We start from the raw sequence: 19,026 nt of genomic DNA, 5'->3' as shown, positions 1-19,026 counted from the left end.
AGTGGCAGGAGACGACGCGCGTCCCTCTCGGCATCCTGGCGCTCGTCTTCATCGCCTCGTATGCCGCACCCATTCTCCGGCCGAGCCTGCCGACCGATGTCATCCTGACGTTCCATGCACTCAACGTCATCACCTACCTCGCGTTCGTCGGTGACTACTTCGCGCGCCTCCACCTCTCCCGCGACCGTCGCGGCTTCCTGCGCCACTCCGGGCTTGACGTGCTCGTCCTCGTCCTGCCCGCGCTGCAACCGCTGCGCACGATGCAGCTCATCGCCCTGCTGCGGCTGCTCGACAAGCGCCTCGGACGCACCCTGCGCGGCCGCATCGTCGCCTACCTCGGGTTCGCGACGCTGACGGTGCTGTTGCTCGGCGCACTCGCCGTCCTCGACGCCGAACGCAAGGCGCCGGGCGCCAACATCCACACCTTCGGCGACGCCCTGTGGTGGGCGACGACGACGATCACGACGGTCGGCTACGGCGAGCACCACCCCGTGACACCGAGCGGACGTGTCGTCGCCGCCTGCCTCATGTTCAGCGGCATCGCGCTGTTCAGTGTCGTCACGGGTTCGGTGGCGTCATGGATCCTCGATCGCGTCCGCGAGGAGGACGGCGAGGTCGCCGCCGACGACCGCATGCGCGACGAGGTCGAAGCACTCACCCATGAGATCCGAGCCCTGCGCGCCGACGTCGCGGAACTACGGGGCCGGACGGCGTCGCACCGGGCCGCAGCGCCCGAGAGCGACGACATCCTCTGAGCGGGCACTGCGAGACAGCTCGCCAGGACACGCGGGCGTGTCGCTCCCACGGGGTGAGCACCGCATGCGCCAGAGTGACAGGTTGATTCTTCGCCACGCCGCACGGGTGCTGGCCTGCAGCGTCGCCATCGTGCAGAATGGCGGCACACATCATCGGATTCCTGGGTGTGGCTGAGGTCGTTGGGGAAGACGTCCCTCGCGAACACCAGGAGGTTCGGATGTCGATGACTCGCGTCATGACGCGCGGGGTGGTTTTCGTGCACTCCACCCCCGCTGCGCTGTGCCCTCACATCGAGTGGGCGCTCGAGAGCGTCCTCGGCGCCGACGTCAACCTCGAGTGGACGCAGCAGCCCGTCGCGCCGGGCCTCGTGCGCAGCGAGTTCAGCTGGAGCGGCGAACCAGGCAGCGGCGCAAAGCTCGCGAGCGCGCTGCGCGGCTGGGATCACGTGCGCTACGAAGTCACCGAAGAACCCTCACCCGGCAACGACGGCTCACGCTGGTCGCACACCCCGAACCTCGGCATCCACCACACGTGGACGTCGGCGAGCGGCGACGCCGTCGTCAGCGAGGACCGCCTGCGCAGCGCCCTCGTCGCGAGCCAGGGCGACCCTGAGGAGTTCCGGGCCGAGATGGCCGAGCTGCTCGGCACCGCCTGGGACCAGGAGCTCGAGCCCTTCCGCTACGCCGGCGACGGCGCTCCCGTGCGCTGGCTGCACCGCGTCGGCTGACGCACCACACACGTCGAAGGCCGCTTGCTCTCTGGGGGAGCAAGCGGCCTTCGTCATGCCGGGCGGGCGTCAGATCACAGCGGGATGTTGCCGTGCTGCCCGCGACGCGCGGGTGCGGCGGCCAGTGCCGAAGCGAGCGCTCCGCGCGTCTCGGCCGGCTCGACGACCTCGTCGACGACACCGATCTCCTGGGCGCGTTCCAGTCCACCCGCGAGCACGGCATGCTCGGCGGCGAGTTCCTCCTCGACCCGGGGACGCGCGGCCTCGTCCACCTCTGCGAGCCGGCGACGGTGCAGGATGCGCACGGCAGCGACGTGACCCATGACAGCGACCTCCGCGCTCGGCCACGCGAACACGCGCGTCGCGCCGAGGGAGCGGCTGTTCATCGCGATGTATGCGCCGCCGTACGTCTTGCGCGTCACGAGCGTCACGCGCGGCACGACCGCCTCGGCGAAGGCGTGCAGCAGCTTCGCGCCGCGGCGCACCACGCCGTCCCACTCCTGACCGACGCCAGGCAGGTAGCCGGGGACGTCGACGAGCACGACGAGGGGGATGCCGAACGCGTCGCACATGCGCACGAAACGGGACGTCTTCTCCGCGGCGGGGGAGTCGAGGCACCCGCCGAGACGCATCGGATTGTTCGCGATGACGCCGACGGTGCGCCCGCCGAGGCGCCCGAGCGAGGTGACGATGTTGGGCGCCCACTTCGCGTGCAGCTCGATCTGCTTACCCACATCGTCGAACAGGTCGTCGACGAGCGGGTGCACGTCGTAGGCACGCTTCGGGTTCTCGGGCAACGTGGCGCCGAGGTCGCGCTCTTCGAGCGATCCGAGCTCGAACTCGCCCTGGTTCGCCATGAGCGAGGCGAGCAGACGGCCTCGCTCGAAGGCCTCATCCTCTGTCGCCGTGACGACGTGGACCACGCCCGAGCGTCGACCGTGCGGTTCGGGCCCGCCGAGGCGTGCGGCGTCGACGTTCTCGCCCGTCACCGAGCGCACGACGTCGGGGCCCGTCACGAAGATGCGGCCCTGATCGGCCATGATGACCACGTCCGTCAGCGCCGGCCCGTAGGCGGCACCACCGGCGGCGGCGCCGATGACCACGGAGATCTGCGGGATCTTGCCCGACGCCCGCGTCATGATGGCGAACACCTCGCCCACGGCATGCAGGCTGACGACGCCCTCGGCCAGTCGCGCGCCGCCGGAGTGCCACAGCCCGATGACGGGCAGGTTCTCGGCGAGGGCGATCTCGTAGGCCTCGACGATCGCCTTGCACCCCTCGACACCCATCGCGCCGCCCTGCACCCGCGCGTCGGAGCAGAACACGACGACGGGCGTGCCGTCGGCGGTGCCGCGAGCGGAGACGAAGCCGGAGCGCTCGACCTCGGCGATGACGTCGACGCTGCCGGCGTCGAGGAAGTTCTCGAGGCGGCGATACGGGTCGCGCGGGTCGACGTCGGCCTCGGCCGGCGCGGTGGCGGTGAGGGCGTTCATGAGGCGCTCCGAATCGTGAGGGCGACGTTGTGGCCGCCGAAGCCGAACGAGTTGTTGAGGGCCGCGATGTCGCCCTCGGGCAGCGTGCGGGCCTCGCTGCGCACGACGTCGAGGTCGATGGCGGGGTCGAGGTCGTCGATGTTGATGGCCGCCGGAACGAGGCGGTGGTGCACCGACAGCACCGTGATGACGGCCTCCAGCGCGCCCGCAGCGCCGAGCAGGTGACCCGTCATCGACTTCGTCGCGGCCACCGCCATGTGGTCGGCGTCGGCGCCGAACGCGGCGCGGATCGCGTTCGCCTCGGCGACGTCACCGACGGGCGTCGAGGTTGCGTGGGCGTTGATGTGGCAGATTTCGGCGGGCGTCAGACCGGCGGCATCGACGGCCTGACGCATCGCCCGCTTGGCACCGGCACCCTCGGGTTCGGGCGCGGTGATGTGGTGGGCGTCGGCGGACATGCCGATGCTCGCGAGCTCGGCGTAGATCCGCGCGCCGCGCGCCTTCGCGTGCTCCTCGGACTCGAGCACGACGACCGCAGCACCCTCGCCCATGACGAAGCCGTCACGGCCAGTGTCGTACGGGCGGGAGGCGGCCTGCGGGTCGTCGTTGCGCGTCGAGAGGGCCTTCATCGCCGCGAACCCGGCGAACGGCAGCGGGTGCATCGGCGCCTCGGTGCCGCCGGCGATGACGACGTCGGCGCGGCCCGAGCGGATGATGTCGATCGCGAGACCCATCGCCTCGGCGCCGGAGGCGCACGCGGAGACGGTCGTGTGGGCGCCTGCGCGCGCACCGAACTCGAGCGACAGGTTGCCCGCAGAGGTGTTGGGCATGAGCATCGGCACCGTCAGCGGGTACACGCGACGCGGGCCCTTCTCGCGCATGACATCCCACTGGTCGAGCAGCGTCGTCACCCCGCCGATGCCGGTGCCGAACGCGACTGCTAGTCGCTCCGGCTCCACCTCGGGGCTGCCCGCGTCTGCCCACGCCTCGCGCCCTGCGATGAGCGCGTACTGGGCGCTGCGGTCCATGCGGCGCGTCTCGACCTTCGTCAGCACCTCGGCCGGGTCCTGGGCGATGGACGCGGCGAACGTCACGGGCAGCTCGAACTGCTCCAGCCATTCGGCGGGCAGCGCGCGAGCACCGGAACGACCGGCGAGCAGGGCGTCCCACGTCTCGGGTGCGGTGCCGCCGAGCGGGGTCGTCGCACCGATGCCGGTGACGACGATGCGGGCGTCGCGGTTCGGGGTCATGCTGGCTCCTTGGTGGGGCACGAAAGAATGGGGTGCGACGCGCCGCCCGCGCGGGCGAGGTGCCGGGGCGGCGCGTCGACGGGGGCCGTTCAGGCCTGGGCGTTCTTGATGTAGCTGACGGCGTCGCCGACGGTGACGAGGTTCTTGACCTCTTCGTCGGGGATGCGGACGCCGAACTTCTCCTCGGCGTTGACGACGATCGTCATCATCGACAGCGAGTCGATGTCGAGGTCGTCGGTGAACGACTTGTCGCTCTGCACGGAGGCGGCGTCGATGCCGGTCTCCTCGTTGACGATCTCGGCGAGGCCGGCGAGGATCTCCTGCTCGGAAGCAGCCATGGTGTTTCTCCTTGTCGTGACGTCGACCGTTCGTCGATCGACTCCGTCTGCGGTTCTTTCCTTGCCCCGGATGGCCCGCCGAGGCGCGGGAGCTGAATGCTGAGTCGCGGTGCGGCTCAGGGGATCTCGACGACCTGCGCCGCGTAGGCGAGGCCCGCGCCGAAACCGATCTGCAGCGCGAGATCGCCGCTCTTGGCCTGCCCCTCGCGCACGAGTCGTTCGGCGGCCAGCGGCACCGACGCGGCGGACGTGTTGGCCGTGTCGACGATGTCGCGCGCGATGACGACGCGTTCGGGCAGCTTCATCTGCTTGGCCATGGCGTCGATGATGCGGACGTTCGCCTGATGCGGAATGAACACGTCGATGTCGTCGACGCTCAGGCCCGCGGCGTCGATGGCGCGCAGCGCGACGGGAGCCATGCTCCACACCGCCCAGCGGAAGACGCTCTGACCTTGCATCGTGATGGTCGGGCCGGGCGAGCCGTCCTCGAGCACGTTGGGGCGGATTGCCTCCCACGCCGCGCCGTCACTGCCCCAGATCGTCGGGCCGATGCCGACGTGGTCGCTCGCGCCGACGATCGCCGCGCCCGCGCCGTCACCGAAGATGAAGGCGGTGCCGCGGTCGCTCGGATCGAGCACGGACGTCAGGCGCTCGGCGCCGAGGACGAGGACAGTGCTCGCGCTACCGGCCCGCACGAGGTCGGAGGCGACACCGATGCCGTGACAGTACCCGGCGCAGGCGGCGGACAGGTCGAACGCGACGGGGGAGTCCAGCCCCAGTCGATCCGCGAGCATCGGCGCGGCGGCGGGCGTGAACATGTCGTGCGTGACCGAGCCGAGGATGACGCCGTCGATCGTCGCCGGGTCGACACCGGAGCGTGCGATCGCGTCGCGCGCCGCCGACTCGGCCATGTCGAGCATCGTCTCGTCGTCGCGCGCGAAATGACGCGTGCGGACACCGGAGCGCTCCTGGATCCACTCGTCGGAGGAGTCGATGGCCTCGACGATCTCGCTGTTCGGCACGAGCCGCTGCGGGCGGTAACCGCCGAAACCGAGGATGCGGGTGTACTGCGCGCCGGTGCGCTGCGCGAGGGCCTTCACTGCGCCTCCTTCGGGTGAAGACGCACGAGGGGCTGGCCGGGAGAGACAGGGTCGCCCTCACTGACGAGCCACTCGATGATGCGCCCGCCGTGCGGCGCGACGACGTTGTACGCGTCGCGCGCCGTGACGACCTGTCCGATCGTCTCGCCGGGGGTGATGGTGTCGCCCTCGTCGAGGGGCGCGCGCTCGATCGTCCCCTTGGCCGGCGCGATGACGAGTCGCCACGCGGGTTCGAGATCGGTGTCGACCTGGCCGTGCTCGCGCACCATGCGGTGCGCCGCGTCGAGGTCGTCGGGGGTCTTGAGCGCCAGGGTCTCGACACCAGGCAGCGCACGCTTGGCGAGGCCCGTCAGGGTGCCGGCCGGCGGCACCTCGATGAGGCCCGTCACGCCCATCGCCTTGAACGTCTCCATCGTCAGATCCCAGCGCACCGGGTTGCTCACCTGGCTGACGAGGCGGCGCAGCACCCGCGTGCCGTCGTGGACGACGAGCCCGTCCTTGTTCGACACGAGGGGGATGCGAGGGTCGTGCGTCGAGATGGCCCGCGCGAAGACACTGAGCCGCTCCACGGCCGGCGTCATGTGCTCGGTGTGGAAGGCACCCGCGACCTGGAGCGGGATCACGCGTGCCTTCGCCGGCGGCTCGGCCTTGAGCCGCTCGATCTGCTCGAGGGTGCCGGCCGCGACGATCTGACCGGAACCGTTCATGTTGGCCGGCGTGAGGCCGAGGGCTTCGAGGTGGCTGACGACGTCCTTCGCCTCGCCGCCGACGACGGCGGCCATGCCGGTCGGCGTGACGGCCGAGGCCTGCGCCATGCCCGCACCGCGCTCGCGGACGAAGACCATGGCCTGCTCGGCGCTCAGGACGCCGGCCGACGCCGCGGCAGTGATCTCACCGACGCTGTGGCCCGCGCCGACACCGACGGAACGGAATCCGTCGACGGGGTGGGCGAACAGCGCGAGCATCGAGACGAGGCCGCTCCCGACGATGAGGGGCTGTGCGACGGCGGTGTCCTTGATGGTCTCCGCGTCACCCTCGGTGCCGAGGTGGACGAGATCCATCCCGGCGCAGGCCGACAGCCACGCCATGCGGGAGTGAAACTCTGGCAGCTCGAGCCAAGGGCGGAGGAAACCGGGGGTCTGAGAGCCCTGTCCGGGGCACACGATCGCTAGCACCCCTCAACCCTGCCCTGGAGGTGGTGGGCGAGGCGACGAGCGGGCCGACGAACTTCGCCGGTGTGATTTGTAGGAAACCTCCAATCACACCTGGCTGGGTTGCTCCCGTGCGGCGCGGGAGGCGTCCGGCCGGGTGCGCGGGCGGGACCGAGCTGCGTCGAGGTCGGCGTACATGAGGCCCAGTCGGATGGCGAAGGCGTCCTCGGGGCAGGTGAGGTCGTAACCGGTGAGGTCGTGGGTGCGCCCCAGGCGGTAGCGCACGGTGTTCGCATGGACGAACAACTCGCGCGCCGTGGCCTCCAGCGAGCCTAGACGGATGTAGGCGCGCGCCGTCTCGCGCATGACCGAATCGGGCTGGAGCGCGGCCGTCACCCGTGCGGCGAGCGCGCGGCGTGCCTTGTCGTCACCGGAGACGGCGCGTGCGGCGAGCAGGTCGTCGCTGTGCACCGGGCGGGGGCAGGAGGTGGCCGCCGGCGCGGCGTCGTAGCCGCGCAGCGCGTCCCGTGCTGAGCGGCCCGCCGCATAGAGGTGCGGCACGCGGGGCCCGCACACGAGGGGGCCGTCGCCGAAGTGGTCGGCGAGCAGTCGCGCCGCGGCGAGCGGGTCGGCGTGCGGGGCGGCCTGAGACGACGTGCTTGCTGCATTGCCTGACGATGTGCCGCTGCGTGGCGTCGCGAGGGTGGCCGCGTCGAGCCCGCCAACGACGGCGATCATCCGCCGTCCTTCGACGGAGACGAGGATCTCGAGCCCGGCATGACGCGCGGCGCGTCGTAGTGGGTCGACGACGCTCGTCTGGCTGCCGAGGGGGCTCGCGCCGACGACGACGGTGACGCCGCGCACCTCGGCCCAGCCGAGGGCATTGACGCGGGAGCCGAGCGTCTCGTCGGGTTCGCCGCGCACGACGGCGTCGACGACGAGCGACTCGAGGCGTGCATCCCACGCGCCGCGCGATTCTGCGGCGCGCGCGTAGACGTGGGCGGCGCCGAACGCGACCTCACGGGAGTAGCGCAGGACGGCTTCGCGCACGGCCGCGCGTTCGTCGGCTCGCGCGAGGGCGGGTGCTTCGTCCTCGACGATCTCGATGACGGTGCGCAGCAGGTCGAGGGTCTGTTCGAGGCTGATGCTGCGCGTCAGTTCGCGTGGTGCGTCGGCGAACACGTCGATGGCGCCGGCGCCTTCGACGTGCGGGTTCTCGAGCCACGACAGGAACGACGTGATGCCGCCGTGCGCGATGACGCCGATCCAGCTGCGATCCTCGGCGCTGAGCGCGGCGAACCAGGCGTGGTCGGCTTCGACGCGCGCCGCCGCCGACGTCGACATCGCCCCGACGCCGCGCCGCATCGCCGTCAGAGATTCACGCGAGGGCACCCTGGGTTCCGCCATGCCCGTCACCGTAACCGAGCCTTGTGGGAACCCACGAGTAGCAACGACACCGGTCGGCCGACCGACCCCGGAAAGCACGAAGCCGTGCGCACTCACGGACGGTGAGTGCGCACGGCCAACGTGCGATGCAGGGGACGTGGGCGCGCCCCCGTGGCGGTGTCGCACCTCGGGCCGGGGGAGCTTGCGACTCCGGACCGATGGAAGACGCCGCGAGGGAATCGTCAGGCTTCTCCGCGCACCATTTGGCGCAGAAGCCCGACGGGCAGAACCGTCGCCCAGTTCTGCCCGTCGCTGTTCGCATTGCCCGTCAGGCTTCTCCGCCGGCGTTGCCGGAGGTGCCGGCCTTGACGTTGAGCAGCTCGTACTTCTCGGCTGCCTGACGCGGGATCGACGGGTCGAGTTCGCCGCGGTCGGCGAGCGACTGCAGGGCGCGCACCGCCATCGACGGGCCGTCGATGTGGAGGAAGCGTCGTGCTGCAGCTCGCGTGTCGGAGAAGCCGAATCCGTCGGCGCCCAGCGAGTGGAATTCGCCGGGCACGTACTGGCGGATCTGGTCGTGCACCTGGCGCATCGAGTCGCTCGTCGCGATGACGGGACCGGGTGCGTCCTTGAGGCGCGACGTGATGAACGGCTCGCGGCGCTCTTCCTCGGGGTGGAGGAAGTTGTGCTCGTCGGCCTCGAGGCCGTCACGGCGCAATTCGTTCCACGACGTCACGGACCAGACGTCGGCGACGACGCCCCAGTCCTCCTTGAGTAGTTCCTGTGCCTCGAGGGCCCAGGCGACTCCGACGCCGGAGGCGAGCAGCTGCACGCGGCGCGCGTCGTCGCCGAGGCCGTCGAACGAGCCGTCCTTGAGCTTGTAGATGCCGCGCTTGATGCCTTCGACGTCGACGTTCTCGGGCTCGGCCGGCTGCACGATCGGCTCGTTGTAGACGGTCAGGTAGTAGATGACGTTCTCGGCGTTCTCGCCGTACATCTTCTCCAGGCCGTCCTGCACGATGTGCGCGATCTCGTAGCCGTAGGCCGGGTCGTAGGAGCGGATGGCGGGGTTCGTCGCGGCGAGCACGTGGCTGTGACCGTCGGCGTGCTGCAGACCCTCACCCGTCAGCGTCGTACGGCCCGCGGTGGCGCCGATGAGGAAACCCTTGGCCATCTGGTCGGCGGCCGCCCAGATCGAGTCACCAGTGCGCTGGAAGCCGAACATCGAGTAGAAGACGTAGACCGGCACCATCGGGATGTCGTTCGTCTCGTACGCGGCGCCGACGGCGGTGAACGCCGCGACGGAGCCGGCCTCGTTGATGCCGAGGTGCAACAGCTGGCCCTGCGGGCTCTCCTTGTACGCGAGCATGAGCTCGGCATCGACGGAGCGGTAGTGCTGCCCGTGCGGGTTGTAGATCTTCGCCGTCGGGAAGAACGCGTCCATGCCGAACGTGCGCGCCTCGTCGGGGATGATCGGCACGATGTGCTTGCCGAACTCCTTGTCGCGCATCAGCTCCTTGAGGATGCGGACGAACGCCATCGTCGTCGCGACCTCCTGCTTGCCGGAGCCCTTCTTCGCGATCTTGTACGCCTCGTCACCGGGCAACGGCAGCTGCGAGCTGCGGCCCTTGCGCGACGGCAGCCCACCGCCGAGCTTCGCGCGACGCTCGAGCAGGTACTTGATCGCCGGGTCGTCGTTGCCGGGGTGGTAGTACGGCGGACGGTACGGGTCCTTCTCGAGCTGCTCGTCGCTGATCGGGATGTCGAGCGAGTCGCGGAACTGCTTGAGGTCCTCGAGCGTCATCTTCTTCATCTGGTGCGTCGCGTTGCGGCCCGCGAAGTGCGTGCCGAGGCTGTAGCCCTTGATGGTGTGCGCGAGGATGACCGTCGGCTGGCCCGTGTGCTCCATCGCAGCCTTGTAGGCGGCGTACACCTTGCGGTAGTCGTGGCCACCTCGCTTGAGCTTCCACCACAGGTCGTCGTCGGACCAGTTCTCGACCATCTTCGCCGTGCGCGGGTCCTGGCCGAAGAAGTACTCGCGGACGTAGGCACCGTCATTGGCGCGGATCGTCTGGTAGTCGCCGTCACGCGTCTTGTTCATGATGTTGACGAGCGCACCGTCACGATCCTGGGCGAGCAGAGGATCCCAGCCGCGGCCCCACAGCACCTTGATGACGTTCCAGCCGGCGCCGCGGAAGAATGCCTCGAGCTCCTGCACGATCTTGCCGTTGCCGCGCACGGGGCCGTCGAGACGCTGCAGGTTGCAGTTGACGACGAACGTGAGGTTGTCGAGGCCCTCGTTGGCGGCCCACTGCAGGGCGCCACGCGACTCGACCTCGTCCATCTCGCCGTCACCGAGGAAGGCCCAGACGTGCTGGTCGGAGGTGTCCTTGAGGCCGCGGTCGTTGAGGTAGCGGTTGACCATCGCCTGGTAGATGGCGTTCATCGGGCCGATGCCCATGGAGACGGTCGGGAACTCCCAGAACTCCGGCATGTTGCGCGGGTGCGGGTAGCTCGGCAGGCCGGCGGACTCACCGTCGATGAAGTGGCTCTTCTCCTGACGGAAGCCGTCGAGCTGCTCCTCGCTCAGGCGGCCCTCGAGGTAGGCGCGCGAGTAGATGCCGGGGGAGGCGTGGCCCTGGATGAAGACCTGGTCACCGCCGCCCGGGTGGTCCTTGCCGCGGAAGAAGTGGTTGAAGCCGACCTCGTAGAGCGTCGCGGCGGAGGCGTACGTCGAGATGTGGCCGCCCACGCCGATGTCGGGGCGTTGCGCGCGGTGCACCATGACGGCGGCGTTCCAGCGGATCCAGGCGCGGTACTTGCGCTCCATCTCCTCATCGCCGGGGAACCACGGCTCGGCCTCGGGGCCGATCGTGTTGATGTAGTCGGTCGCAGTCAGCGACGGCACGCCGATCTGCTGCTCGCGGGCGCGCTCCAGCAGCTTGAGCATGACGTAGCGGGCACGGTTGCGTCCGGCTTCGTCGACGAGGCCGTCGAGCGAGTCGAGCCACTCCTGCGTCTCGTCGGGATCGATGTCCGGCAACTGACTGGGAATGCCATTCAGGATCGGGCCGGCTTCCTCAAGCGACACTTAGGTCACGTCCTCTCGTCCACTGCGTCGGCGCTACCTGGCACGCGCCACATGCTCCCATCCTGCCCCCCGTGAGCACCCTGCGCGAAACCGGGACGGGGTTACTCGTGGGTACTCGGTTTGGCGGGCGGGACGAGGGGTTTCGAGGCTCATCAGGCCAGGGCGACCGGGCCCACGAGACGGTCGTCATGAGGGCGCCTTCTTGCAATGCGCGAGACAACCTTGTGGACTACCCTTCGAACAAGGCTGCATCCACCCGGCGTGGTCGCAGCGTCCAGAACAGAAAGTGAGCACAGCACGTGAACCAGACCGCAGGGGCACATCCGGCGGCCAAGATCGGCTTCTCCGCGGACGACATCGTCATGGAGATCGGTTGGGACGACGACGTCGACGAGTCGTGGCGCGAAGCCATCGAGGAGATCGTCGGCTCCGAGATCGAGGACGAGACGTACGACGGCGTCGTCGACTCCGTCCTCGTGTGGTTCCGTGACGGCGACGGCGACCTCACCGACGACGTCGTCGACGCGCTCGCCACGCTGGAGGACAAGGGGTTCGTCCTCCTCATGACGCCGAAGGCCGGCTCGGATCTTGCGATCGACGCCGCGGACGTGCAGGAAGCTGCGACGACCGCCGGTCTCAAGGCCAGCTCGACCTTCAAGGTCGGCGACGACTGGATCGGCACGAAGCTCGTCCAGGGTGGCGCGGCGAAGCAGCGCTGAGCGCGGCCGCCGCACGAGACGAAGAGGGAGTGACATGAGCGGTCTCGAGGTGGGTGCTGCGGCGCTCGATTTCACGCTCAGGAACCAGTTCGGTGAGGACGTGACATTGTCCGGCCTCGTCGCCGAGCGCCCGACGCTGCTCGTCTTCTACCCCTTCGCGTTCTCCGGCATCTGCACGGGGGAGCTGTGCCACATCCGCGACAACCTGCCCCGCTACGACGGTGACGCGATGCAGGTCGTCGGCATCAGCTGCGATGCGATGTTCACGCAGCGCGCGTGGGCGGACGCCGAGGGCTTCGACTTCCCACTGCTCAGCGACTTCTGGCCGCACGGCGCGATCGCGCGCGCCTACGGCGTCTTCGACGACGAGCGCGGGTTCGCCGTGCGCGGCACCTTCCTCGTCGACGCGTCGATGACGGTGCTCTGGTCGCTCATCAACGGCCCCGGCGATGCGCGCGACTTCTCGCCCGCCCTCGAGGTGGCCGAGAACCTGTGACGCGGCGCGGCGTCGTGGCGCCGCCCCTCGATGACGCCGAACTCGACGTGGCCACGCGGCGGGTAGGATTCAGCTGCATCCGCGCCGTCTCGGCGCGCGCTCAGGGCCTCTAGCTCAGCTGGTAGAGCAACGCGTTTACACCGCGTCGGTCGTCGGTTCGATCCCGGCGGGGCCCACATGAACAACTCCACCACGACCCTCGCGGACGTCACGCGAATCCTCGACGGCTTCTACCCGCCGTCGACGGCTCAGTCGTGGGATGCCGTCGGCCTCGTCACCGGCGACCCGGAGCAGCCGATCGAACGTGTCCTGTTCGCCGTCGACCCGGCGATGAGCGTCATCGACGAAGCCGTCACCGGCGGTTACGACCTGCTCGTCACGCATCACCCGCTGCTCATGCGCGGGGTCAAGTCGGTCGCGACGACGTCAGGCAAGGGGCGCGCGGTGACAGCGCTCGTCGTCGGCGACGTCGCCCTGTACGCGGCGCACACGAACGCCGACGTGGCCACACCCGGCGTCAACGACGCGCTCGCGGCCGCATGCGGCCTGCAGGACGTCGAACCCCTGGTCGAGAGCGAGGGGCAGCCGCTGGGCCGCGTCGGTGAGCTGCCTCAGAGCATGACGCTGCGCGCCTTCTGCGAACGCCTCGCCGCGGCGCTACCACCCGCCCCCGTCGGCCTGCGCGTCAGCGGAGAGGCCGAGGCGAGCGTCCAGCGCGTCGCGGTGCTCGGCGGCGCCGGTGACGGCGAGTTCGGCGCGGCACGACGCGCGGGGGCGGACGTCTACGTCACCGCCGACCTGCGTCATCATCCCGCCATCGAGGCGCGCGAGGAGGACGACCCGGCGGCGCCGATGTTCCTCGTCGACGCCGGACACTGGGCTACCGAATGGTTGTGGCTGCAGCACGCCTGCGAGCGTCTCGTGAAGGCCGTGCGCGAGAGCGGCGGCGACATCGAGGTGCACGTCTCGACGACGTGCACCGACCCCTGGAATTTCCTCGTGCCCACGAATGAAGGAGAGATGCAGTGAAGGCAGAACTTCAGCAGCAGTGGAGGCTGCTCGACCTGCAGAAGCTCGACACCCGCCTCGACCAGATCGATCACCGTCTCGCGAACCTGCCGCAGGCGAAGGAGCTCGCGGAGCTGACGAAGAAGGCGGACACCGCGACGGAGGAGATGATTCTCGCGCAGACGGCCGTCATGGACGTCGAGCGTGAGATCGCGCGCAGCGAGGCCGACGTGCAGCAGGTGCGCGACCGCATGGCCCGCAACGAGAAGCGCCTCGCCTCGGGTGAGGGCAGCGCGAAGGATCTGCAGGCGCTGCAGCACGAGACGGACACGCTCGCTCGCCGTCAAGTCGTCCTCGAGGACGCCGAGCTCGAGATCATGGAGCGCGCCGAGGGCCTGCGCGAGCGGCTGACCGCGTTCACGACGGTCGCTGACGAGGCCGAGGCCAAGGTCAAGCAGCTCAAGGCGGAGATGGGCGAGGCAGCCAAGGAGCTCGAGACCGAGCGCGCCGAGGTGCAGCGCAAGCGCGACGACATGGCCCCGTCGTTCGCCGCCGACCTGCTCGCGGAATACGACGGCATCCGGGCCCGCAGCGGTGTCGCCGCGGCGGCGCTGCACGGTCGTCGCTGCCTCGGTTGCGGCCTCGAACTCAACCACTCGGATCTGCAGCGCATTCGCTCGAGCGCCGCCGACCAGGTCGTCTACTGCGACGAGTGCGGACGCATCCTCGTGCGCACGGCCGAATCCGACCTCTGACCGGGCAGAGAGTACAGCGCTCGGCGCGTCGCCTCGCGGTGACGGCGCCGGGCGCTGTTCGTCGTCCGAAATGCCTGTGGGCGAAGGAGATTCATCATGACGCGACGTCTCATCGTCGAAGCTGACGGCGGTTCGCGCGGCAACCCCGGCGTCGCCGGGTACGGCAGCCTCGTGCGCGACGCGGACACCGGTGCGCTGCTCGCCGAACGCGCCGCGCCGCTCGGCAAGGAGTCGAACAACGTCGCCGAGTACACCGGCCTCATCGAGGGGCTGCGGGCCGTCGTCGATCATGCCCCGGGCGCTGCCGTGACGGTGCGGATGGACTCGAAGCTCGTCGTCGAGCAGATGTCGGGCCGCTGGAAGATCAAGCATGAGGACATGAAACGCCTCGCCGCCGAGGCCCAGGCGCTCGCGGCGGAGATCTCGAGCGCGGGCGGCGCCGTCACGTACGAGTGGATCCCGCGTGCCAAGAACAAGGACGCCGACAAGCTGTCCAACGACGGTATGGACGGCGTCACCGTGCGACGCGACACATGGGGTGACGACGTCGAGCGCGCGTCGCAGGGTGGTGGTGGCGAGCGCACTGACGGTGCTGGTGCTGACGTGGACGGCGCCAGTAGCGCGGGCGTGGGTGCGGGCGACCCGAACGGTGGGGGCGAAGTGGGCGGCGAGGCCGTCGTTGAGCCCGACGAGAAGCCGAGGGGGCCGGCGGATCTCGGACGGCCGACGCGCATCGTCCTCGTGCGCCACGGCGTCACCGACTTCACGACGAGGGGGCTGCTCGACGGTCGCGGTGGCGCGGACCCGTCGCTCAGCACCGAGGGTCGCGATCAGGCACGCCGCGTCGCGGGCGCGCTCGACGGGCTCGTCGGTGACAGCGACGTGCACGTCGTGACGTCGTCGCTCGCCCGTGGGGTCGAGACGGGCACGCTGATCGCCGAACGTCTCGGGGTGACGCCGCGGGTCGACGCCGACTGGGACGAGCAGGCCTTCGGTGAGTGGGACGGGTTGTCGTTCAAGGAGATCCGCGCCAAGGACGCGGCGGGACTGTCGAAGCTGCGTCACGAACCGACTCACCGCGCGCCGGGCGGCGAGACGCGCGACGAGCTCGACGAGCGCGTCGCTGCAGCCCTCGGTCGGGCGGTGGAACGCGGCGGTGTCGTCATCATCGTGACGCACCGCATCGTCATCATGTCGGTGCTCGCCAAGGTGCTCGATCTGAGCATGGACGGCGCGTGGCGCGTTGCGGCGGCCCCGGCGTCGCTGACCGGCATCGAGGTGTGGCGCGACGGCAACGCGCAGGTCGCGTTCACGAACGACACGCATCACCTGCGGGGCTGACAGAGCCTCAGAGCCTGCGATGCAGGCGTCAAGGGGCGTGCGCCGGCGTCCAAGGCGGGTCGTCCGGTGCGCGGACGATCATCCATCCTGTGTGGCGAGCGGCGCCGAAGATCCATAAGTTGGGGTTATGGATATTCAGCGCGGGCAAGAAGACTGGCGACCCGACACCCTCGCGGTGCGCAGCGGCCTCGCGCGCAGCGGTTTCGAGGAGACGGCGGAGGCGCTGTACCTGACGTCGGGGTTCGTCTACGACTCCGCCGAGGCCGCCGAGGCCGCGTTCTCGGGTGAGAGCGACCGGTTCGTCTACAGCCGATACGGCAACCCGACAACGGCGATGCTGCAGGAGCGGCTCGCCGCTCTCGAGGGAGCCGAGGCGTGCACGGCGACGGCGTCCGGCATGTCGGCGGTGTTCACGGCCCTGGCCGCGCTGCTCGGGGCGGGCGACCGCGTCGTCGCCTCACGCGGGTTGTTCGGCTCGTGCTTCGTCATCCTCGACGAGATCCTGCCGCGCTGGGGCGTCGAGACGGTCTTCGTCGACGGGCCTGACCTCGAGCAGTGGCGCCAGGCGCTGTCGCAGCCGACGACGGCGGTGTTCTTCGAGTCGCCGAGCAACCCGATGCAGGAACTCGTCGACATGCGCGCCGTCAGCGACCTCGCCCATGCGGCCGGGGCGCAGGTCGTCGTCGACAACGTCTTCGGCACGCCCGTGTTCAGCCGGCCGTTCGACCACGGCGCCGACGTCGTCGTCTACTCCGCGACCAAGCACATCGACGGGCAGGGTCGCGTGCTCGGTGGCGCCATCCTCGGCAGGCGCGAGTTCATCGACGGGCCGGTGCAGAACCTCGTGCGCCACACCGGCCCGACGATGTCGGCGTTCAACGCGTGGGTGCTGCTCAAGGGCCTGGAGACGCTGCGGCTACGCGTCGAGGCGCAGGCGGCGACAGCGCTGAAGCTGGCCGAGGTGCTCGAGGCGCATCCGAAGGTGTCACGTGTCGTGCATCCGTTCCTCGTCTCGCACCCGCAGCACGAGCTCGCGAAACGGCAGATGAGCGGTGGCGGCTCGGTCGTGACGTTCCAGATCGACGGTGACAAGGCGGAGGCATTTGCCCTGATGAACGCGCTGCGCATCGTCGACATCTCCAACAATCTCGGCGATTCCAAGTCGATGATCACCCACCCCGCGACGACGACGCATCGTCGGATGGGTGCCGACGCTCGGGCCGCGATCGGCATCACGGACGGCACACTGCGCCTGTCGGTCGGGCTCGAGGATGCGGGTGATCTGGTCGACGACGTCCGTCAGGCGCTGCAGGTCGCTCTCGGCTGACGGGGGTCGCCGGCGCCATGCGTCATGCTTTTGGGGCCAGCAGGTCAAGCAGCTACGGGCCAGTAGCTCATCGCGTCAGGGCGAGGACGGCAAGAGCCGCGGCGGTCGTGATGAACGTCGTCGATCCGGTGAGCAGCAGGTGACGGCGCCAGGACACGGTGACGCCCTCGCGGCGCAGGCGCTCGCGCCACAGCAGCGTCGCCACCGACCCCCACCACGTCAGCCCACTTGCGACGTTGACGCCGATGAGCAGGGCGAGCACACGCGTCGCGTCGTGGGCGGCGGGTTCGAGGGCGAGGTAGGCGGGCAGGTTGTTCGTCGCGTTGGCGAGGCCCGCGCCACTGAGCGTGAGGGCCCAGGCGGGCGCGTCGTCGAGCGTCCGGACGAGCGGGTCGAGCGCGCCGGACCCATGCAGCACCGCGACGGCGACGAACAGGGCCGTCGTGATGAGCAGGCTGCGCCACGGCAGGGTGATCTCGCGGAGACGCTCAGGGGTGAGCAGTGCGAGAGCGAGGACGCAGCACAGCGCCGCGACGCCGGCCGTCATCCACGGTTCGACGACGAGGATCGCCGCGCACATGAGCAGGGTGATGACGGCGACGCTTCGACGCGCGGATCTTTGCTGCGGCAGTGGTGCTGACGCCGATGTGTCATCGGGCGCCGTGGTGCACGGTGACCGCCGCCCAGGGCGATCGTGCCCGTCGAATGACCGGAATGCGGGGCGCCAGATGACGGCGGCGCACAGGAGCGGCACGAGCGTCGTCGTCAGTGCGACGGGCCACGCCAGCGCGAGGAAGCCGAGGCTGCTCGTGGTGTCCAGGTGCCCGCGCGCCAGCAGGTTGGTGAGATTGGAGACGGGCAACCACAGCGAGGCCATGTTCGCGAGCCACAGCGTCGGGAAGGCGAACATCGCGACCGGCGCCCGCAGTCGACGCGCGACGACGATGGCCGCGCTCGTCATGAGCACGGCAGTCGTGTCGAGGCCGAGCAGGGCGGTGACGACGCCGGTGGTGAGCAGGAACAGCAGCCACGTCGCGGGCACGTGACCGCGCCCCACAGTGACGAGACGCCGGGCCAGGTCGTCGAAGACGCCTGCGGCGGAGCAGCATTCGGCGACGATCGTCAGCGCCAGAAGAAACGCGAGAACGCCCGGCACCCGGGCGAGCAAGTCGAGCGCTTCATGCATGAGAACACCGCGTCGTGCACCTGGTGTGGGCAGTCGTCATCGGGCCGTGGCGTCGAGGATCCACGGTTTCGTCGCGCTCTTGGGCGCGGTGAGGGCGACGTCGAACGTCTCGGCGAGCTGCTCGGCGAGGGCTGCCGGCGTGCGCGGGTCACGCGGGTCGGTGACGAGGGCGCGCGTGACGAGGCCACGCGTGTGCTTCGCCATGTGAGTCGCCCCGGGCACCCGGATGTGCACCCAGCGTTTCGCAAGGTCGCCGGATGGCGCCCACGACGCGGCGTACGTCGATGATCGACAGTCGATGACGAGGCCGCGCCCGGCGGCCTCGGTCAAGGGCGCGTCGAGCAGTGGCTTCCAGAAGCTCGCGAGCGGGCCGATGCCCGGCAGGTTGACGGCCATCGACAGCCGGTATGGAGCGACCGCATCGCGCAGACGCACGGCTCCGTACAGGGCGGAGGAGATGACGACGCGCCGCCCGGCACGTGTCTTGTCCGCCCCGGTGAGCGAGGCGAGATCGAGCGCGTCGTAGAGCACGCCGGTGTAGAGGCCCGACGCGGGCAGGGCGGGTGCCGTCGTCAGGCGCGTGTTGCGGGCGATGTCGTCGGTGAGGTTGGGGGAGACGTTGAGGGCGGACGCAGCGTCGGGGCGAGCGCTCACCGCCGTCAGGGCGTTGATGACATTGCGGCGCGCGTCGTTCAGTTCGGGGTTGCTCAGCGAGTCGAGGTTCATGGCGCGACCGCGGGCACGCGTCGCTTTGGTCTCCGACGGCGGCAGAAGGATGATCACCGGCACAGGGTAGTGGGCGAGGCGCTCGGTCACCCGCCGGCGCTGAGTCGCTCGCCTTCGCGCGCGGTGGGGGCAGCCGCGTCGCGTGCCGGTGTGGAACGGGCCATGCCGAGGCGCTC

17 protein-coding genes and 1 tRNA gene are annotated in these 19,026 nt (G+C 70.0%); 9 read left to right on the top strand and 9 right to left on the bottom strand.

Annotation, left to right across the window (positions count from 1 at the left end):
• Both B2284_RS10600 and B2284_RS10595 read left to right on the top strand, forming a co-directional pair.
• On the top strand, positions 1 to 755 hold a 755-nt coding region (locus tag B2284_RS10600; protein ID WP_286697461.1), incomplete at its 5' end, for a potassium channel family protein.
• A gap of 218 nt (positions 756 to 973) precedes the next feature.
• Positions 974 to 1,483 (top strand): DUF3145 domain-containing protein, encoded by a 510-nt coding sequence (locus B2284_RS10595; protein ID WP_006944212.1) that lies wholly within the window; start codon positions 974 to 976, stop codon positions 1,481 to 1,483.
• Positions 1,484 to 1,557: 74 nt separating this feature from the next.
• On the opposite strand, the gene B2284_RS10590 is transcribed toward B2284_RS10595, so the two are convergent.
• From B2284_RS10590 to aceE, 7 genes are all read right to left on the bottom strand, one after another.
• Positions 1,558 to 2,976, bottom strand: a complete 1,419-nt coding sequence (locus B2284_RS10590; protein ID WP_074045597.1) for an acyl-CoA carboxylase subunit beta — start codon at positions 2,974 to 2,976, stop codon at positions 1,558 to 1,560.
• Entirely contained in the window at positions 2,973 to 4,226 is a 1,254-nt protein-coding gene (gene fabF, locus B2284_RS10585; RefSeq protein WP_074045598.1) for a beta-ketoacyl-ACP synthase II, read from the bottom strand. The genes B2284_RS10590 and fabF overlap by 4 nt, the downstream gene beginning before the upstream one ends.
• 89 nt (positions 4,227 to 4,315) lie before the next feature.
• Entirely contained in the window at positions 4,316 to 4,564 is a 249-nt protein-coding gene (locus B2284_RS10580; protein ID WP_006944284.1) for an acyl carrier protein, read from the bottom strand.
• Positions 4,565 to 4,680: 116 nt separating this feature from the next.
• Positions 4,681 to 5,664, bottom strand: coding sequence for a beta-ketoacyl-ACP synthase III (locus B2284_RS10575; protein ID WP_006944239.1), 984 nt, complete (start codon positions 5,662 to 5,664; stop codon positions 4,681 to 4,683).
• Positions 5,661 to 6,827 (bottom strand): acyltransferase domain-containing protein, encoded by a 1,167-nt coding sequence (locus tag B2284_RS10565; protein WP_311200828.1) that lies wholly within the window; start codon positions 6,825 to 6,827, stop codon positions 5,661 to 5,663. Before B2284_RS10565 ends, B2284_RS10575 begins: the two co-directional genes overlap by 4 nt.
• Before the next feature lie 96 nt (positions 6,828 to 6,923).
• On the bottom strand, positions 6,924 to 8,222 hold the full coding sequence (locus B2284_RS10560) for a PucR family transcriptional regulator (protein WP_074045599.1): 1,299 nt from the start codon (positions 8,220 to 8,222) through the stop codon (positions 6,924 to 6,926).
• 307 nt (positions 8,223 to 8,529) lie between these two features.
• Positions 8,530 to 11,292, bottom strand: a complete 2,763-nt coding sequence (gene aceE, locus B2284_RS10555) for a pyruvate dehydrogenase (acetyl-transferring), homodimeric type (protein WP_074045600.1) — start codon at positions 11,290 to 11,292, stop codon at positions 8,530 to 8,532.
• A gap of 299 nt (positions 11,293 to 11,591) precedes the next feature.
• On the opposite strand from aceE, the gene B2284_RS10550 reads away from it, so the two are divergent.
• The 7 genes from B2284_RS10550 (at position 11,592) to B2284_RS10520 (ending at position 16,938) form a co-directional block, all read left to right on the top strand.
• Entirely contained in the window at positions 11,592 to 12,011 is a 420-nt protein-coding gene (locus B2284_RS10550) for a DUF3052 domain-containing protein (protein WP_006944308.1), read from the top strand.
• A 34-nt stretch (positions 12,012 to 12,045) separates the two neighbouring features.
• Complete coding sequence (locus B2284_RS10545) at positions 12,046 to 12,507, top strand: peroxiredoxin (RefSeq protein ID WP_074045601.1); 462 nt, start codon at positions 12,046 to 12,048, stop codon at positions 12,505 to 12,507.
• Between the two features lie 103 nt (positions 12,508 to 12,610).
• Positions 12,611 to 12,683, top strand: a tRNA-Val gene (locus tag B2284_RS10540).
• A gap of 1 nt (position 12,684) precedes the next feature.
• Entirely contained in the window at positions 12,685 to 13,536 is an 852-nt protein-coding gene (locus B2284_RS10535; protein ID WP_038571100.1) for a Nif3-like dinuclear metal center hexameric protein, read from the top strand.
• Positions 13,533 to 14,270, top strand: coding sequence for a zinc ribbon domain-containing protein (locus B2284_RS10530; RefSeq protein WP_006944179.1), 738 nt, complete (start codon positions 13,533 to 13,535; stop codon positions 14,268 to 14,270). Before B2284_RS10535 ends, B2284_RS10530 begins: the two co-directional genes overlap by 4 nt.
• A 96-nt stretch (positions 14,271 to 14,366) precedes the next feature.
• Positions 14,367 to 15,611: a bifunctional RNase H/acid phosphatase gene (locus B2284_RS10525; RefSeq protein WP_074045602.1), complete on the top strand. Its 1,245-nt coding sequence runs from the start codon at positions 14,367 to 14,369 to the stop codon at positions 15,609 to 15,611.
• Positions 15,612 to 15,738: 127 nt separating this feature from the next.
• Positions 15,739 to 16,938, top strand: a complete 1,200-nt coding sequence (locus B2284_RS10520) for an O-succinylhomoserine sulfhydrylase (RefSeq protein ID WP_051805958.1) — start codon at positions 15,739 to 15,741, stop codon at positions 16,936 to 16,938.
• Positions 16,939 to 17,005: 67 nt separating this feature from the next.
• On the opposite strand, the gene B2284_RS10515 is transcribed toward B2284_RS10520, so the two are convergent.
• A complete protein-coding gene (locus tag B2284_RS10515; RefSeq protein WP_062257821.1) occupies positions 17,006 to 18,124 on the bottom strand; it encodes an ArsB/NhaD family transporter in 1,119 nt (372 codons plus the stop codon).
• A 36-nt stretch (positions 18,125 to 18,160) separates the two neighbouring features.
• Positions 18,161 to 18,907: a YaaA family protein gene (locus tag B2284_RS10510; RefSeq protein WP_062257848.1), complete on the bottom strand. Its 747-nt coding sequence runs from the start codon at positions 18,905 to 18,907 to the stop codon at positions 18,161 to 18,163.
• Positions 18,908 to 19,026 lie beyond the last annotated feature (119 nt).

Source organism: Dermacoccus sp. UBA1591 (assembly GCF_002322065.1).
Classification (GTDB): Bacteria; Actinomycetota; Actinomycetes; order Actinomycetales; family Dermatophilaceae; genus Dermacoccus; species Dermacoccus nishinomiyaensis.
This window is presented reverse-complemented; position numbering and strand designations above follow the sequence as displayed.

Excerpts from the sequence above, each read along its gene's own strand:
- B2284_RS10595 (WP_006944212.1), top strand. The coding sequence starts at position 974 with ATGTCGATGACTCGCGTCATGACGCGCGGGGTGGTTTTCGTGCACTCC.
- B2284_RS10590 (WP_074045597.1), bottom strand. The coding sequence starts at position 2,976 with ATGAACGCCCTCACCGCCACCGCGCCGGCCGAGGCCGACGTCGACCCG.
- fabF (WP_074045598.1), bottom strand. The coding sequence starts at position 4,226 with ATGACCCCGAACCGCGACGCCCGCATCGTCGTCACCGGCATCGGTGCG.
- B2284_RS10580 (WP_006944284.1), bottom strand. The coding sequence starts at position 4,564 with ATGGCTGCTTCCGAGCAGGAGATCCTCGCCGGCCTCGCCGAGATCGTC.
- B2284_RS10560 (WP_074045599.1), bottom strand. The coding sequence starts at position 8,222 with ATGGCGGAACCCAGGGTGCCCTCGCGTGAATCTCTGACGGCGATGCGG.
- B2284_RS10545 (WP_074045601.1), top strand. The coding sequence starts at position 12,046 with ATGAGCGGTCTCGAGGTGGGTGCTGCGGCGCTCGATTTCACGCTCAGG.
- B2284_RS10535 (WP_038571100.1), top strand. The coding sequence starts at position 12,685 with ATGAACAACTCCACCACGACCCTCGCGGACGTCACGCGAATCCTCGAC.
- B2284_RS10525 (WP_074045602.1), top strand. The coding sequence starts at position 14,367 with ATGACGCGACGTCTCATCGTCGAAGCTGACGGCGGTTCGCGCGGCAAC.
- B2284_RS10520 (WP_051805958.1), top strand. The coding sequence starts at position 15,739 with ATGGATATTCAGCGCGGGCAAGAAGACTGGCGACCCGACACCCTCGCG.
- B2284_RS10515 (WP_062257821.1), bottom strand. The coding sequence starts at position 18,124 with ATGCATGAAGCGCTCGACTTGCTCGCCCGGGTGCCGGGCGTTCTCGCG.